At 65.6% G+C, this 16,170-nt stretch carries 13 protein-coding genes and 1 tRNA gene; 7 read left to right on the plus strand and 7 right to left on the minus strand.

Annotated elements, in window-relative coordinates:
- Positions 1 to 139 precede the first annotated feature (139 nt).
- Together JG747_RS04485 and JG747_RS04490 are read left to right on the plus strand one after the other, a co-directional pair.
- Positions 140 to 1,228: a Gfo/Idh/MocA family protein gene (locus JG747_RS04485; protein ID WP_019862142.1), complete on the plus strand. Its 1,089-nt coding sequence runs from the start codon at positions 140 to 142 to the stop codon at positions 1,226 to 1,228.
- Between the two features lie 188 nt (positions 1,229 to 1,416).
- Positions 1,417 to 2,856, plus strand: a complete 1,440-nt coding sequence (locus JG747_RS04490) for an amidase (RefSeq protein WP_202361249.1) — start codon at positions 1,417 to 1,419, stop codon at positions 2,854 to 2,856.
- Positions 2,857 to 2,930: 74 nt separating this feature from the next.
- Here the strand turns inward: JG747_RS04490 and JG747_RS04495 are convergent, their stop codons facing one another.
- Positions 2,931 to 4,172 (minus strand): M24 family metallopeptidase, encoded by a 1,242-nt coding sequence (locus tag JG747_RS04495; protein WP_202361250.1) that lies wholly within the window; start codon positions 4,170 to 4,172, stop codon positions 2,931 to 2,933.
- 630 nt (positions 4,173 to 4,802) lie between these two features.
- Positions 4,803 to 4,877, minus strand: a tRNA-Gly gene (locus tag JG747_RS04500).
- A 212-nt stretch (positions 4,878 to 5,089) separates the two neighbouring features.
- Between JG747_RS04500 and JG747_RS04505 the strand changes: the two genes are divergently transcribed.
- The 4 genes from JG747_RS04505 (at position 5,090) to JG747_RS04520 (ending at position 7,933) form a co-directional block, all read left to right on the plus strand.
- The gene (locus tag JG747_RS04505) at positions 5,090 to 5,587 is read left to right on the plus strand and encodes a prolyl-tRNA synthetase associated domain-containing protein (RefSeq protein ID WP_069090548.1); all 498 of its coding nucleotides are present in this window, start codon (positions 5,090 to 5,092) and stop codon (positions 5,585 to 5,587) included.
- 81 nt (positions 5,588 to 5,668) lie between these two features.
- Entirely contained in the window at positions 5,669 to 6,676 is a 1,008-nt protein-coding gene (gene trxA / locus JG747_RS04510; RefSeq protein WP_202361251.1) for a thioredoxin, read from the plus strand.
- A gap of 121 nt (positions 6,677 to 6,797) precedes the next feature.
- Complete coding sequence (locus JG747_RS04515) at positions 6,798 to 7,469, plus strand: LON peptidase substrate-binding domain-containing protein (protein ID WP_027047556.1); 672 nt, start codon at positions 6,798 to 6,800, stop codon at positions 7,467 to 7,469.
- Between the two features lie 218 nt (positions 7,470 to 7,687).
- Complete coding sequence (locus tag JG747_RS04520) at positions 7,688 to 7,933, plus strand: Trm112 family protein (RefSeq protein ID WP_019862137.1); 246 nt, start codon at positions 7,688 to 7,690, stop codon at positions 7,931 to 7,933.
- 297 nt (positions 7,934 to 8,230) lie between these two features.
- Here JG747_RS04520 and JG747_RS04525 read toward each other — a convergent pair whose 3' ends face one another.
- From JG747_RS04525 to JG747_RS36825, 3 genes are read right to left on the minus strand one after another with little or no spacing between them, the layout of a single operon-like run.
- Positions 8,231 to 11,587, minus strand: a complete 3,357-nt coding sequence (locus JG747_RS04525; RefSeq protein WP_202361252.1) for an error-prone DNA polymerase — start codon at positions 11,585 to 11,587, stop codon at positions 8,231 to 8,233.
- Complete coding sequence (locus JG747_RS04530; protein WP_032920816.1) at positions 11,584 to 13,059, minus strand: DUF6504 family protein; 1,476 nt, start codon at positions 13,057 to 13,059, stop codon at positions 11,584 to 11,586. Before JG747_RS04530 ends, JG747_RS04525 begins: the two co-directional genes overlap by 4 nt.
- Positions 13,001 to 14,026: an ImuA family protein gene (locus JG747_RS36825; protein WP_244748331.1), complete on the minus strand. Its 1,026-nt coding sequence runs from the start codon at positions 14,024 to 14,026 to the stop codon at positions 13,001 to 13,003. Before JG747_RS36825 ends, JG747_RS04530 begins: the two co-directional genes overlap by 59 nt.
- 181 nt (positions 14,027 to 14,207) lie before the next feature.
- Here JG747_RS36825 and JG747_RS04535 point away from each other — a divergent pair, with 181 nt between their 5' ends.
- Positions 14,208 to 14,630, plus strand: coding sequence for a metallopeptidase family protein (locus JG747_RS04535; protein ID WP_019862133.1), 423 nt, complete (start codon positions 14,208 to 14,210; stop codon positions 14,628 to 14,630).
- A 162-nt stretch (positions 14,631 to 14,792) separates the two neighbouring features.
- Here the strand turns inward: JG747_RS04535 and JG747_RS04540 are convergent, their stop codons facing one another.
- Complete coding sequence (locus tag JG747_RS04540; protein WP_027047555.1) at positions 14,793 to 14,999, minus strand: DUF1737 domain-containing protein; 207 nt, start codon at positions 14,997 to 14,999, stop codon at positions 14,793 to 14,795.
- Positions 15,000 to 15,047: 48 nt separating this feature from the next.
- Positions 15,048 to 15,941 carry an HpcH/HpaI aldolase/citrate lyase family protein gene (locus tag JG747_RS04545; protein WP_064981544.1) on the minus strand — a complete coding sequence of 298 codons (894 nt, stop codon included), beginning with the start codon at positions 15,939 to 15,941 and terminating at the stop codon, positions 15,048 to 15,050.
- Between the last annotated feature and the right edge of the window lie 229 nt (positions 15,942 to 16,170).

Here is a 16,170-nt window from a genome sequence, read left to right on the forward strand (position 1 = left end):
TTTCCTCTCCCTCGATCGACGGGGGAGAGGAAGGGGCCGGGCAACGAGCGGCGGCGCTGACCTGAGGTGATTGTCCCAATGGACATGCGAACGGCGATCGATCGCCGTGTGCGATTCAATCAAGAACCGGGAGGCTGACTTGGCCGACAGAGTAAAAGTGCTGGTGGTGGGTCTCGGCAATATGGGTGCGTCGCATGCCAGCGCCTATCACCGCTCCGAGGGTTTTCAGATCGTCGGCATCATGAGCCGCTCAATCAAGAGCAACACCAAGATACCGGCCGAATTAGCCGGCTATCCGCTCTACGAGGATTTCGACCTGGCGCTGAAGGAGACGAAGCCGGACGCCGTCTCGATCAACAGCTGGCCGAACACCCATGCCGAATATGCGCTGAAGGCGATCGCGGCCAATTGCCATGTGTTCATGGAAAAGCCGCTCGCCACCAACATCGAGGACGCCGAGAAGGTCGTGGCGGCGGCGCGCGCCAAGAACCGCAAGCTGGTGCTCGGCTACATCCTGCGCGTCCACCCCTCCTGGATCAAGTTCATCGAGGTCGGCAAGACGCTGGGCAAGCCGCTGGTGATGCGCCTCAACCTCAACCAGCAGAGCAGCGGCAGCGCCTGGCACTGGCACAAGAACCTGATCGATTCGCTGATCCCGATCGTCGATTGCGGCGTGCACTATGTCGACGTCATGTGCCAGCTGACCGGCGCCAAGCCGGTGCGCGTGCACGGCATCGGCGCCAAATTGTGGGCGGAGGCCGACAAGCAGAATTACGGCCATCTGCACGTCACCTTCGATGACGGCTCGGTCGGCTGGTACGAGGCCGGCTGGGGCCCGATGATGAGCGAGACGGCCTATTTCGTGAAGGACGTGGTCGGTCCGAAGGGCGCGGTGTCGATCGTCGCCGGCCAGGCCGCCAGCACTGCCTCGGACGCCGAAGTGTCGAACTCGGCCGATATCGACCGTCACACCAAGACCGATGCGCTGAAGATCCACTATGCCCAGGTCGACGGCGACAAGAACTTTTCCAAGCCCGACGAGATCGTCAGCATGGAGGACGAGCCCGGCCACCAGGAGCTGTGCGACCGCGAGCAGGCCTTCTTCCTGCGCGCCATCCGCGAGGACCTCGATCTGACCGAGCAGATGGACGCGGCGGTCAACAGCCTGCGCATCGTGCTCGCCGCCGAACAGAGCATTGCGCTGGGACGGACGGTCGAGCTGGCCTGACGCAACCGGTTGCTGGCACTGGAGGCGGCACCGGCAGCGCAGCAGTTTCATCCTTCTCCCCGTCACCATACGGGGAGAAGATGCCGGCAGGCGGATGAGGGGCAGCGCTTACATTTGCAATTAGCCGATAGCGACAGCTCGCGCATTCTTAAGCGCGGTGTCGAGGCATGCAAATTTGGGAGAGAGGCATGGTCACCGACAGTCTTTTGAAAACCTATGCGGACTCCGATGCGCTCGATCTGGTCGGGCTGGTGCGCGGCGGCCAGGTTTCGCCGGCCGAACTGGTCGAGGCGGCGATCACGCTGGTCGAGCGGCTCAATCCGGCGCTGAACGCGGTGATCCATCGCCTCTACGACATGGCGCGGGCGCAGGCGCAGACGGTCGACAGATCGGCACCCTTCGCCGGCGTGCCGTTCCTGCTCAAGGAGCTGGCTTCGTCCTGGACCGGCGCGCCGAACACCAATTCCTGCTTCTACCTCAGGGATGTCGTCGCCGATTCCGACACAGAAGTCGTCCGCCGCATGAAAGCGGCGGGACTGGTGCTGGTCGGCAAGTCGAACGCGCCGGAGAACGGCTGGTCGATCACCACCGAGCCGAAACTCTACGGCGTCACGAAGAACCCGTGGAAGGAGGGCATCACGCCCGGCGGCTCGAGCGGCGGGGCGGCGGCGGCCGTCGCTTCGCGCATGGTGCCGATCGCCGAAGCCAGCGACGGCGCCGGTTCCATCCGCATTCCAGCCTCATGCTGCGGCATCGTCGGCCTGAAACCGTCGCGCGGCCGCGTCAGCCTCGCGCCGTTCGGCGACTATTGGTATGGCGGCGCCTATTTTCTCTGCTGCTCGCGCAGCGTGCGCGACACGGCGGCCTATCTCGATGCGGTGGCTGGCGCGCTGCCGGGCGATCCCTACACGCCGCCGGTTCCCGATGCCTCCTGGCTCAGCCTGTCGGCACGGGCGCCGAAAAGGTTGCGCATCGGCTTCACCCTTACGCCGCCCAACGGCACGGCCATCGATCCGGAGGTGAAGGCAGCGGTGCTGGCGACCGTGGCTACACTCGAACGGCTGGGGCATCACGTCGAGCAGCACGACATGCCGCTCGACGCCAACGGCGCCTGGGCGACCTACACCAACATGACCTGCGTGCAGACGGCGGCGACCTTCGACTATCTTGAAACGGTGATCGGGCGGCCGGTGACGCCAGCCGACGTCGAAGCGGTGACCTGGGCGATCATCGCGCGCGGCCGCGCCACCAGCGGTGTCAGGCACATCTCCGATGTCGAGCAGCTCAGGCAGATCGGCCGCGACATTGTCGGCGATCTCGACGCCTACGACCTCTTCATCACGCCGACGCTGACGCAGCTGCCGCGCCCACTCGGCTATTACGACATGTCGGAGACGGACATCGACCGCTACAACGCCAAATGGACGGACGCGGTGTTTGCCTTCCCCTTCAACATTTCAGGCCAGCCGGCGATCTCGCTGCCGCTCGGCTGGTCGAAAGGTAGCGTGCCGATCGGCGTGCAGCTGGTCGGCCGCTATGGCGACGAGGCGACCGTGCTGGCGGCATCGGCGCAGTTGGAGCAGGAGATGCCGTGGAGGGATCGGCGGCCAGCCGTGAGTGTTAGTTAGCCGGCGCGGCAGGGGCGGAGCGCGACGAATAACGAAACATCGGCGGTCGCGCCCTACGGCGACAACGACCAACCCTACCCAACCGTCTCCAGTCGCCTTGGCAGCCGGTTCATCGGCCTCGGCCCATCCGCCGTGATCAGGAACTGGTCCTCGAGATTGAAGCTGGCGAGGCCGTCTATGTAGAGCGGGATTTCAAAGGCCAGCACCATGCCGGCCTCGATCACCGCATCGCTGTCGGCCGCAATGAACGGCCATTGCTCGGAAAACACCGACTGGCCGACGCTGTGGCCGAAATGGCCGCGGCGGAAGCTGCGCAGGCCTTGCCGCGCCAGGCTGTCGGTGGTGACGCGATGCACATGAGCGAGCGTGTTTCCGGGGATCAGCGCCGCCAGCCCGTCCTCGAAGGCGCGCTCGGCGATGGCATGCAGCTCGGCCTGGTCGGCGGAAGGCGGCCCGAAGGTGAAATTGCGCGACATGTCGGAGGCGTAGCCACCGACCGTGCAGACCATGTCGCATTTCAGGGGATCGCCGGCCACGGCCCTGGCGTCGGCGCCCTTGGCGCGGCCGCCCAGCGTCACATATTCGGCTGTTACGACCGGATGCGACAGCCCGGCGGCCGCGTCGGCGACGCCCTTGCGGTAGAGCGCGACGAGATCGGCCTGTCGCATGCCGGCCATCGCGTCCACCTGCAAGCGCTCCAGCCCGGCTTCCGAGAGAAAGATGCCTTGCTGAAGGAGATCGATCTCGCGCTGTGATTTGACGGCCCGTAGCCTGTCCAGCACCGGCGAGCCATCGACCATCGGGGAATGCGGCAGCAGCGCCTGGATGGCCGCGAAATCGGCGGCCGGGACGAAGTCGAGGTCGATGCCGAGCATTGCGCGCTCCAGTCCGAATTGCTTGAGCAAGGCCTGCAGCTGGCGCACCGAGCCGGCGAGATCGAAAGTGGCGGGACGGGAGAAGTCCGGCGCCCGGCCAAGCGAGGCAAGGCCGGCCTCGATGCGTTCGGCCAGGGGCAACTCGTGCGCTGTCTCGACCGGCGCGGCTTCGATCCAGATCGGGTGCCACCGCACAACCGCTTCGGGTGCGGCGAGCCGCAGCTGCACGGCGTTGAAGTCGGCGACGACAACACCGATCGGCAAATCTTGTTCGGCCGGGATGATAACGAAGCCGCCACCGGCGCGGCGGAACAGCCCGGCCGGGCCGATCCACGCGCCGGTCGCATAATGGAAAGCCTCGGGTGCGCACAGCACCAGCGCCCCGATGCCGGCGCCTTCCATCAACTGCGCGGCGCGCTGGCGGTCGACAAAGCCTGTCATGGGTTTCTCCGGATAGCCTGGCGGCAACGGAGCATTGCGGGCGCGGACAATCAAGGGCCGGATGGGAGATCCGGCTGCCGACAGATCGCGCGTTGGCCGGCAGATGCTGCAGGCGACTGCAAGGGAGACCCGTGGGACTTGATACCCACCCATCTCTTTCCAGGCTTTGGCGCCGCCCCTCACCTGCCTGCCGGCATCCTCTCCCCGTATAGTGACGGGGAGAGGGGAGCTGTCATCAACGGTTTCGCCCGCCACAAGCGTCGCAAGAAAAACGGCGAGGTCGCCGCCAGCTACTTTCTCCCCGTCACTATGCGGGGAGAAATGCCCGGCAGGGCAATGAGGGGCGGCGCGAGCTTCGGCAATGGGCCGCCTCTGCCACGCGTTAGGATTATTGGGGCGTGCCCTATGGCCGTCGCAAGACAGCGGCGAGCGCAATCCCTACTTGATCGATTCCAGCACCCAGCCGCAGAACTCCAAGAACCCGAAGAGCGTATCTCAGTACGACGTTGCCGGCTTCCAGCAGTGCCATAAGTGACGCTCGGCCCTTTGACGGGCGAGATTCCACCCGCCAAAAACGAAAAAGCCGCGGCGGACCGCGGCTTTTCGATGCTTGATTCCCTGGAAGGAAACTGGAGCGGGTGAAGCGATTCGAACGCTCGACCCCAACCTTGGCAAGGTTGTGCTCTACCCCTGAGCTACACCCGCTCACACGGCGTCTTGGCCGCAAGCCGGGCCTATATGGCTGAAGAGCGCGGCGATTGCAACAGGGAAATCGCAGGCTTTTTTCAACACGCCAAACGATGCCGGCAAACCGCCGGTGCGGCGCGGATTTCATCGCGCCTTTGCGCGATGGCCTTGTGCCGGCCACCGCATTGGCCGTAAACGGCAAGGCGGGAAAACGACGAAGAAGAAGACCGATGCCGAAGACCGAAGCCGAACTTTTTGCCTTTCTCGCCGAACTCGGCGTCGCCGTTTCGACGAAACGCCATCCGCCGCTCTACACGGTCGCCGATTCGCAGGCGCTGCGCGGCGAGATCGCCGGCGGGCACACGAAAAACCTGTTCCTGAAGGACAAGAAGGACAATTTCTTCCTGGTCACCGTCGGCGAGGATGCGGTCGTCGACCTCAAGCAGATCCACCAGCTGATCGGCGCCGCCAGCCGTGTTTCCTTCGGCAAGCCGGAGATGCTGATGGAGCTTCTGGGCGTCTCGCCGGGCGCGGTCACCGTCTTCGGCGTCATCAACGACACGGCCAACCGGGTCAAGCTGGTGCTCGACGAGGATTTGATGGCACATGCCGTCATCAACGCCCATCCGCTGACCAATGAGGCGACGACATCGATCGCGTCGGCCGATCTCATCAGATTCGTCGAGGCAACCGGGCACGATGCTGCTATCTTGAAAGTCTCGGCATGATCGCCACATGCATGGCGAAACCGACTTCCAATGACATGGCGCCGACCCGCGGGCCGGCGGCGCGACCGAAAGGGTGACGAGATGAGCGACAACAAGCCGTTTGGCGGGTCATTCGGCAGCAGTGGCGGCCAGTATGCCACCACCGTTCAGTATGGCGGAACCGCAACCGCGCCGGCGAAGGTCTCGCTTGGCGATGCGCCAGCCGCCGCCCCGGCGGGCGATGTCATCAAGGACACCACGACCGCCGCCTTTGCCGCCGATGTCATCCAGGAATCGCGCCGCCAGCCGGTGCTCGTCGATTTCTGGGCGCCGTGGTGCGGCCCCTGCAAGCAGCTGACACCGCAGCTGGAAAAGGCAGTCCGGGCCGCCGGCGGCAAGGTCAAGCTGGTCAAGATGAACATCGACGATCACCCCTCCATCGCCGGCCAGCTCGGCATCCAGTCCATTCCGGCCGTCATCGCCTTCAAGGACGGCCAGCCGGTCGACGGCTTCATGGGCGCCATTCCGGAGAGCCAGATCGCCGAGTTCATCACCAAGGTCGGCGGCAAGGGCAATGGCGCCCCGGCCGTGGCCGAGGCGCTGGCGGCTGCGACCGAAGCGCGCGAGGCCGGCGACATGCAGACCGCCGCCGACATTTTTGACGCTGTCCTGGCGCAGGCGCCGGAGACGATCGAGGCGATCGCCGGACTGGGCGAGCTGCTGTTCGAGGCCGGCGACACGCAAGGCGCCGAGGCGCTGCTGGCAACGGCACCCGAGGCCAAGAAGGACGCGCCTGTTCTCGCCGCCTTGCGCGCCAAGATGGCGCTGGCCGCGCAGGCCGCGGAACTGGGCAATCCGGCCGAGTTCGAGCGCCGCCTCGCCGAAAACCCCAAAGACCATCAGGCGCGTTTCGACCTGGCCATGATCCAGAACGCCAGGGGCGAGCGCACGGCGGCAGCCGACAATCTGCTGGCCATCATCAAGGCCGACCGCGGCTGGAACGAGGACGGCGCCAGGACGCAATTGCTGCAGTTTTTCGAAGCCTGGGGCATGACCGACGAGGCGACGCTGGCGGCGCGGCGCAAATTGTCGGCGCTGCTGTTTTCCTGAGCCGGCGGCTGTTTCGTCGCACGGGCTTGTGGTCGGCGGCGGCCGCGCCAGATTAGGAAGCTGACTTCGGCCAAGCCGACGATCCCGGCGGCGGGCGAAAGAAGTCGATCGGAGGAATGTGGTGCAAGCGGGAAACGCGCATTACCGGCTGGCCAAGGATCTGCCGTCGACGATCCCGATCTTTCCGCTCGAGGGCGCGCTTTTGCTGCCGGGCGGCCGCATGCCGCTCAACATCTTCGAGCCGCGCTATCTGCAGATGGTGGACGAAGCGGTCGCCGGCTCGCGGCTGATCGGCGTCATCCAGCCGCGTCTGGACGGCGCGCTGCGCGAGGATGGCGAGCCTGAGCTGTGCAATGTCGGCTGCGCCGGCCGTATCATCGCCTTCTCCGAAACCGGCGACGGCCGTTACCTGATTTCTCTGCAGGGCGTGTTCCGCTTCCGCATCGCCCATGAACTGACGGTCAAGACGCCGTTTCGCCAGGCGAAGCCCGCGCCCTTCCTCGCCGATCTCGATGACGATCCGGCGGCGAACGAGATCGACCGGCCGGCACTGCTCAAGGCGTTTCGCGCCTATCTGCAGGCCAATGATCTCGAGGCCGACTGGGAAAGCGTCAGCCGCGCCGAAAATGCCATGCTGGTCAATGCGCTGTCGATGATGGCGCCCTACGGCCCGGCCGAGAAACAGGCGCTGCTCGAAGCCGCCGACCTGAAGACGCGCGCCGAAACGCTGATCGCCATCACCGAAATGGCGCTGGCGCGCGAGAATGAGGACTTTGGCTCGAGCCTACAGTAAGATGTGCCGATATTCAGGTGATGCCGGCCTGCAGATGGAGGCTTCCTGCGCTTCTCAGTTCTACTGCGTCGCAGTAGAACTGAGCTCACGTACGAAAAGTACGCTCCGCTCCCGTTCTCGGAAGCCACCATTTTGGTCGCTGCGCGCCCGTCTTCGACTCCGGTTCGGCCTGACCTGGGTCTTGGTACATCTAGGCTAGAAGCTGAGAAGAGGAACCGATGGCGGCGGATGGGCGTGACGGGAAGAAGATCGATGTCGATCCCAAGCTGCTGGAGCTTTTGGCCTGCCCGCTGACCAAGGGGCCGCTAGCCTGGGATCCGGAGCGCGGCGAACTGATCTCGCGGGTCGCCAAGCTCGCCTATCCGGTGCGTGACGGCATCCCGATCATGCTGCCCTCCGAGGCGCGGACGCTGTCGGCGGAAGATGTGCTGGCGCCGCCGCCGAGGCTGAGCGGGCCGGGTTGAGCAGCATAGCCATCCGTCGTTTTGCTCTCCCAAGGCAGCGCAATCGCGAAGCAGCTGGGCGTAGAAGTTTGAGAGGCTGGCGGGACAGCGCCCCCCTCTGCCCTGCCGAGCATCTCCCCCACAAGGGGGGAGATCGGCTGTCACCTCGGCCTTCGCGAATTTTCAGCATTGCGAGTTAAGAGAGGCGGCGAGATCGAAGCTGCCAATCTCCCCCCTCGTGGGGGAGATGTCCGGCAGGACAGAGGGGGGCGCCAAGGATCACGGCGTCTCTTCAGATGACGAAGACAAGGGCCGCGCCTACTGAAAATTGCGCCCCTTGGGCATGACCTGTTCCGCCTCTTCCGACAGCGTTGCGAGGTCCTGCCTTGCCGGCGCGTTCCCAATCTCGGGCCGGCTGCGGCGATCCGAGCCTACCTCTTTGGCATACCCCATCGGTTGGGCCCCCGGCGCTCCGGCTCCGCTGACCTTCTCCAGCAGCACGGTCAGCCAGGGCGTGAGATCCTCGATCTTTTCGGCGACGATATGGATGACACCGGATTCCGACTGCAATTTCCCGGTCACCTTGACGAAGCGCGCGCCCATGACGATGGGCCGGAAGCGGGTAAAGGTCCGCTCCCAGAAGATGACGTTGGCGACCGCCTTGTCGTCCTCCAGCGTCAGGAAGATCGCATTGCCCTTGCCGGGACGCTGGCGCACCAGCACGAGGCCGGCGACCGAAACCCGCCTGCCGTCGCGCTGGGATGGCAAGTTGGCATTGGGCGTGACGCCGGCGCGGTCGAGCCGCTCGCGCAGGAAGGCGACGGGATGCGCCTTCAGCGACAGGCCGAGCGAGCGGTAGTCGTGGATGACATGCTCGCCGAGCGGCATTTTCGGCAGCTTCGTCTCCGGCTCCAGTTCGCGCAGGCGCAGCGCCGGCTGGTCGAACAGCGGCAGCTTTTCGGCGGCACTCTTGGCGCCAAGCGCGCGCACTTCCCACAGTGCGGCACGGCGGTCGAGGCCGATCGAACGAAAGGCATCGGCCTGCGCCAGCCTCTCGATCTCGTCGACATCGAGGCCGGAGCGCAGCCAGACGTCACGGACGGTTTCATAAGCTGAACCCCGCCGCTTTACGAAATCCTCCATGCGTTCCTTGGAAAGACCCTTGATCTGCCGGAAGCCGAGCCGCACCGCATGGTTCGTCTCGATGACACCACGCATATCGGCATGGCGCGGCAGGATGCGGGCCGGATCGAACGGCGCTTTTTCCAGGGTGCAGTCCCAGACGGAATAATTGGCGTCGACCTCGCGGATGTCGACGCCATGGTCGCGCGCGTCGCGCACCAGCTGCGCCGGCTGGTAGAACCCCATCGGCTGCGAATTCAGGATCGCGGCGCAGAACACGTCGGGATAGAAGGTCTTGAACCAGCAGGAGGCATAGACGAGCAAGGCGAAGGAGGCGGCGTGGCTTTCGGGAAAGCCATATTCGCCAAAACCCTCGATCTGCTTGAAGCAGCGTTCGGCGAAGTCCTTGGTGTAGCCCTTGCCGACCATGCCGTCGATCATGCGCTGGCGGTAATTGCCGATGGTGCCGGTGCGCTTGAAGGTGGCCATGGCGCGGCGCAGTTCGTCGGCCTCGCCCGGCCTGAAGCCGCCGGCGACGATGGCGATCTTCATCGCCTGTTCCTGGAACAGCGGCACGCCGAGCGTCTTGCTGAGAATCGCCTCGAGCTCCGGCTTCTGATATTCGGGTTTTTCCTTGCCTTGCCGGCGGCGCAGATAGGGGTGCACCATGTCGCCCTGGATCGGGCCGGGCCGCACGATCGCCACCTCGATGACAAGATCATAGAAATCCTTTGGCTTGAGCCTCGGCAGCATCGACATCTGGGCGCGCGATTCGATCTGGAAGACGCCGAGCGTGTCGGCGCGGCCGATCATGTCGTAGACGCGCCTGTCTTCCGGCGGCAAGGTGGCGAGCACATAGGGTTGGCCATAGGGATCCCGGGCTTTTGGATAGTGATCCGTAAGCAGGGTGAAGGCGCGCTGCAGGCAGGTCAGCATGCCGAGCGCCAGCACATCCACTTTCAGGATCTTCACCGCGTCGAGATCGTCCTTGTCCCATTCGACCATCTTGCGCTCGTCCATCGCCGTCTTGACGATGGGCACGATCTCGTCGAGCCGGTCCCTGGTGATGACGAAGCCGCCGACATGCTGGGAGAGGTGGCGGGGGAACCCCATGATCTCGTTGGCCCGTTCCATCACATGACGCGATGTCGGGTCGCTCTGGTCGAGGCCGCCGGCGCGGGCTTCCTTCTCGCCGACCTCGGAGGTCGACCAGCCCCAGATCGAGCCGGACAGGGACGCCCGGACATCCTCCGACAGGCCCATAGCCTTCGACACTTCGCGCAGCGCCGAACGGCCGCGATAGCTGATGACGGCGGCGGCGAGCGCGGTGCGCTTGGAGCTGTATTTCTCGTAGATGTACTGGATGACGGTCTCGCGCTTCTCATGCTCGAAGTCGACATCGATGTCGGGCGGCTCGTTCCTCTCCTCGGAAATGAAGCGCTCGAACAGCGTGTCGATCCGGTCCGGCCCGACTTCGGTGATGCCGATGCAGAAGCAGACGATCGAATTGGCGGCCGAGCCGCGCCCCTGGCAGAGAATGTCCTGGCTGCGGGCGTATTTGACGATGTCGTAAACCGTCAGGAAATAGCGGGCGTAGTTGAGGCGCTCGATCAAAGCGAGCTCTTCTTCGATGCGCTTGATCACCGAGTGAGGCACGCCTGAGGGATAGCGCCTGGCTGCCCCCTCCCGCGCCAGCCTTTCCAGCTCGGCCTGCGGCCCGAGGCCGGATTCCGTCGGCTCGTCGGGGTAATTGTACTGGAGATCACTGAGCGAGAAGGTCAATTCTTCCGCGAACAGCAGCGTCTCGGCCAGCGCCTGCGGATGCCTGCGGAACAGGCGGGCCATTTCCAGCGGCGGCTTCAGATGGCGTTCGGCATTGGCGCTGAGTTCCAGCCCGACCTCGGCGACGGGCGTGTTGAGGCGGATCGCGGTCAGCACGTCCTGCAGCGGGCGGCGTTCGGCGGTGTGGTAGAGGACATCGTTGGTCGCCATCAGCGGGATGCCGGTGCTCTTGGCAAACGCCGCTGCCTGCTCGATCCGGAAACGGTCATTGCCCGCATAACAGGGCGAGACGCCAAGCCGCAGGGCCTTGCCGAAGCGGTCCTTGAGCTGGCCAAGCAAGGCAAGACCGTCTTCAGCGCCCGCCGCCAGATCGGGCAGGACCGCCAGCGACATCAAATCTCCCCATTCGAGCAGGTCGCCGCGCTGGAGAAGGGTGGCGCCCTTTTCGGTCTCGTCGCGCAGATTGGCCTGGGTGAGCATGCGGCACAGATGCCCCCAGCCTGCCCGGTTCCTGGGATAGGCGAGAATGTCCGGCGTGCCGTCGCCAAAAACCAGCCGGCAGCCGGGGTGATAGGCAAGCTTTTCGACCTTGGCCTGCTGCCAGGCGCGCACCACGCCGGCCACCGTGTTGCGGTCGGCAAGGCCGATCGCCGAAAAACCCATGAGCTTGGCCGCGACCACCAGCTCCTCCGGCTTGGAGGCGCCGCGCAGGAAGGAGAAATTCGACTGGATGCCGAACTCGGCATAGGGAATGACGGTCAGCGCGTTCATGCGAAGACCCCGTGCATGAACCAGCGCGGCGCGGATTGCGAGCCGCCGTAAAGCCCTTGCCGGTAGAGCCAGTAGCGGCGGCCTTCGGCATCCTCGATGCGGAAATAGTCGCGTGTCGATGCCGCCGCGTCGCCTGGCGCCTGGCGCCACCATTCGGCGGCGATGCGTTCGGGACCCTCGGCGCGGGTGACGCGATAGAGCGCGCGCCGCCAGCGGAAATGCAGCGGCGGACCCTCCGGCATTTCGGTGGCCGGCACCTCGATGGGCTCGGGCGCGCGGAACAGCCGGATCGGCCGTTCCGGCGGAAAGATGGTTTTGGGCGCCTGCACCCTGTCCTGTCTCTTCGGCGGCGTGGTCCGGCGCGGCGCTTCGCTGAAGGGGACGATGGCGACGGCACGCTCCGGTAGATGGCTTTCAACCGCGACCGGCTGCAGCACGGCGCCCTCGCCGAGCCTGGCGCGGATGCGGTCGGCGAACAGCGCGATGTCGGCGCCGTCGTCGGTCACCTCGCCGGTCAGATCGGCCTGCGCCATGTCGAAGGCGGCGGCCGCCAGCACCGAAAGCCGCACCAGATCGAAGCCGTAGCCGGCGTCGATGTCCTGCTCGAGGGCGGCCAGCCTTTCATGGAACAGCTTCTGGATCAGCCGGGGATCGCGCATCGGCCGCGAGGTGCCCAAGGCGATGCGGCTGACGGCGCCGTCGACGCGGAAGAGCAGCAGCGCCAGCGTCCGGGCGCCCTCGCCGCGGCGTTCGAGATCGGTCTTCAAGGTCGTCGCCAGCAGGCCGACCAGGCGTTCGATGTCCTCGGTGAGGGTGACGGGTTCGGCGAGATGCCGCTCGACCGAAAGCGGCGCCACGGGAAGGCGCGGCGACACCGCTTCGTCGAGCCGGCCAAGCGCCTGGTCGAGGCGCAGCAGCAAGGTGGCGCCGAAGCGGCGGGCAAGCGGCGCGCGCGGGGCGGCCATGACCGCGCCCGCCGTGCGCAGGCCGACACTTTCCAGGCTGGCGCGGGTTTCCGGCGCGATGCGCAGTGCGGCGAGCGGCAAGGGCGCCAGCAGCGCTTCCTCCTCGCCGCCATCGACGATGCGGTCGCCGCAAAAGCGGGCCGCCGCCCAGGCCGCGCCCGGCGTCGGGGCAAGGCCGGCGCGGACATCGAACCCCTGATGCAGGAAGCGCGACAGGATGTCGTCCAGCATGGCGCGTTCGCCGCCGAACAGATGGGTGCAGCCGGTGACGTCGAGAAACAGGCCGTCCGCCCCGTCCAGCGCCACCAGCGGGGTGTAGCGGTCGCACCAGTCGGCAAGGCCTTCGAGCAGGCGCCGGTCTGCCTCCGGATCGGCCTCGACGATGTCGATCGAGGGATGCATGGCACGCGCGTCGGCAATGCCCATGTCGCGCTTCAGGTGCAGTGCCTCAGCCCGCTCGTCGAGGGCTGAGATGCGCTGCGCGTTGCCCTGGCGGTGGCTGATCACCAGTGGCGGATGAGATGGCGTCGGATGATCTTGGGGCCGGGAACGCCAGGACCGCCCCAGACGCTGCCGCAGGATCCTTTCGGCCGCCAGATAGGGAAACCACAGGGACAGGATTCTTTGCCCGGCCTTCTTCGCCCCTTCTTTCGTCGAATACGCGTTCATCGGGGTTCCACTCCAGTGTGAATTGTCCAGGCAGGGCCGTGCGGCTCTTGCCGATGCTGATGGTGAAGGCCGGGCGGCCGATCGATCCGGCGAGCGGCCCGGCGACGGTTTCGCGCGGCACGGCCGGCGCCGGCGAGACGATGAGGCGGACGGGCGCCGCCGTCGGTTCGGGCTCGGCCGCCTGCCGCAGCAGGAATACGGGGCGGCCGGCACTTTGCGCCCGCGCATGCAGCCGCCGCGTCGCGGTCAGGTCGAGCCGCTGCGGATTGCCGCGGATTTCCAGGATGACCGCGGCGAGGGCCGTCATCCGCGCCGCTTCCTCGGCGACCCACAGCGCATCGACGAGTTTCGGCGCCTCGGAAAACAGCAATTGTTCCGGTTCGATGCCGAAGGAGGCCTGCAGTCCCCTGGCATAGGGAAAGCCCGCCTCGCGGAAGATTTCCGTGGTGCCGATCCACAACACCGGCAGCCCTTGCGCCTGCTTGAGGATCAGGCTGGCGAGCGACAGGGCAAAGCCGGCGACGGCTCCAGAATCGCGGGTTTCCAGGCCATGGATTTCGCTGAGCGCCGCTTTCGGCAGCCCGCCGCTCAGGGCGGCATCGAGGGGGTCGACGCCGACAGGCAGGAAGGCATCCGGCAAGGCAGCGGCAAGACCGCGCCGGACGATCGTGAGATCGGGGCTGGCGTCGGCATCAAGCGGCGCGCCAGCCGGCGCCTGCAGGCGCTCGGGCAGCGTTCCCTCGATCTTCGCGATCTGGCGGCGCAGGGCAAAAACAGTCTCCCGCGCCACGGCTGATATCGCCATGACGGTCAGTGTCCACTCACAATTGTTCCTGTTATGTTCTCTAGGATTCCAGAGCCGACCCGAAGAGTCAAGCAGAGTCACAAGGAATTTATTCCTGCAGACCCTGCACGACAGGGCGTAGCGGCCACTTCATTTGCCTCGCCCGGTGCGAAAGCCTATATGCCGGATCAAAGGACAAAGCATGGCCCGCATCTATAAGACCCGCACCTGGCATGGCGAACTCGCGCCCTCGATGGAGGAGATAGAGTTCCTGGCGCTGGAGGCGTACGCCCATCTGCCGGAGGATTTTCGCAAGCTGACCGGCGAGATCGTCATCCAGATCGCCGAGTTCCCGACCGACGAGATCATGGACGACCTGTCGCTGGAGACGCCGTTCGACCTGCTCGGCCTGTTCGAGGGCCGCGGCATCGCCGAGCGCTGGAACCCGCAGACCGGCGAAGGCCCGAACCGCATCACGCTCTACCGCCGCGCCATGCTCGACTATTGGGCCGAGAACGAGGAGACGCTGGGCGACATCGTCACCCATGTGCTGATCCACGAGATCGGCCACCATTTCGGCCTGTCGGACGATGATATGGAGAAGATCGAAGAGGCAGCCGAGTAGGCTGTGTCGATATTCAGGTGATGCCGGCCTGCAAATTGCGGTCCCCTGCGCTTCCGGTGCTCACGTACCAAAAGTACGCTCCGCTCCGGTTCTCGGGCACCACCATTTTCGACTCGGCCTGACCTGAATCTCGACACAGCCTGCGTCGGCGCTTTGCAAAATCTACCAGTCGCTGAGCTTGGTGTCCGGCCCATATTCCTGGCCGTCGACGTCCTTCACCACGGCCTGGCCGCAGCGCATGGTCTTGGCCTTCTTGTCGTAGGCGTAGGTCGGCGAGCCGAACAGGTGCCAGCCCTTGTTCAGCGCCGCCGTCACCTTGTGGCAGAAGCTGGCGTCGTCCGGGCCGGTGAGAAAGCGGTAGAGTTTCATGTCTCAAGTCCTGTCGTAAGTGCCATAGCCCGCGAGCATGGGGCTATATCATGCGCCGATGGCGGCCGCCTTCGCCAGCAGTTTTTCGGCCTGTGCCAGATGCAGCCGCTCGACCATCTTGCCGTTCAGCGCGATCACGCCTTTGCCAGTATTCTCGGCACGTGAAAAGGCATCCTTCACCGCGCGTGCCTCGGCGACCGCCTGCGGCGAGGGCGCGAAGGCGCGGTTCGCGGCGTCGATCTGGGCCGGATGGATCAGCGTCTTGCCGTCGAAGCCCATGGCCGCCGCCTCCGCACACTCACGGGCAAAGGCGTCGAGGTCGCGAAAATCATTGGCAACGCCGTCGAGCATGTCGAGACCGCCGGCGCGCGCGGCCAGCACCATCTGCATCAGCCATGGCACGAGGTAGCGCCGGTCCGCCGTCACCAGCACACCGGTTTCCTTGGCGAGATCATTCGTTCCGGCCACGAAACAATTGAGCCGTGAGGCCGGATCGCGGCCCAGTTCGGCAATGGCGCCGATGTTGAGCAGCGCCTTGGGCGTCTCGATCATCGCCCAGAGTTTCACGCTGTCGGGGGCAAAATTGTCGTCGAGCACGTCGCCGACTTCGAGGATGTCGCGCGGCGTGGCGACCTTGGACAAAAGGATGCCGTCAGGCTCGACTTTCGCCACGGCCAAGAGGTCGTCGGCGCCCCATTCGCTGGCCAGCGCATTGACGCGCACCACCATCTCGCAGCGGCGGCCGAGATTGTTGGCGACCGGGCGGTTGGCGAAGATCGCGGGCAGTTTTTCGCGGGCGGCGATCTTGTCGGCCGGGGCGACGGCATCCTCGAGGTCGATGATGATTGCGTCGCAGGACAGAAGCGCGATCTTGGCAAGCGCCTTGTCGTTGGAGGCCGGGACATAGAGGACGGAGCGGCGCGGGCGGTAGGGTTCGGTCATATCCGATCTATGCCGTCTGTGGTGGTCGAGGCAAGCGTTGGTGCTGTGCGCAGGGTCGCTGCGAAGCTGCGGGGTCGGCGACCAGCACCCCACCCGGACCTTCGGTCCGACCTCCCCACAAGGGGAGGTAGAAGCTCGGCGCCCTTCCTCAGCCGTTGCGGAAGAGAGCCTTCCTCTCCCCCGTCGATCGGGGGAGAGGTGTCGAGCGAAGCTCGACGGAGCGGGGGGT

This window comes from Mesorhizobium sp. 131-3-5 (genome assembly GCF_016756575.1).
Taxonomy (GTDB): domain Bacteria; phylum Pseudomonadota; class Alphaproteobacteria; order Rhizobiales; family Rhizobiaceae; genus Mesorhizobium; species Mesorhizobium jarvisii.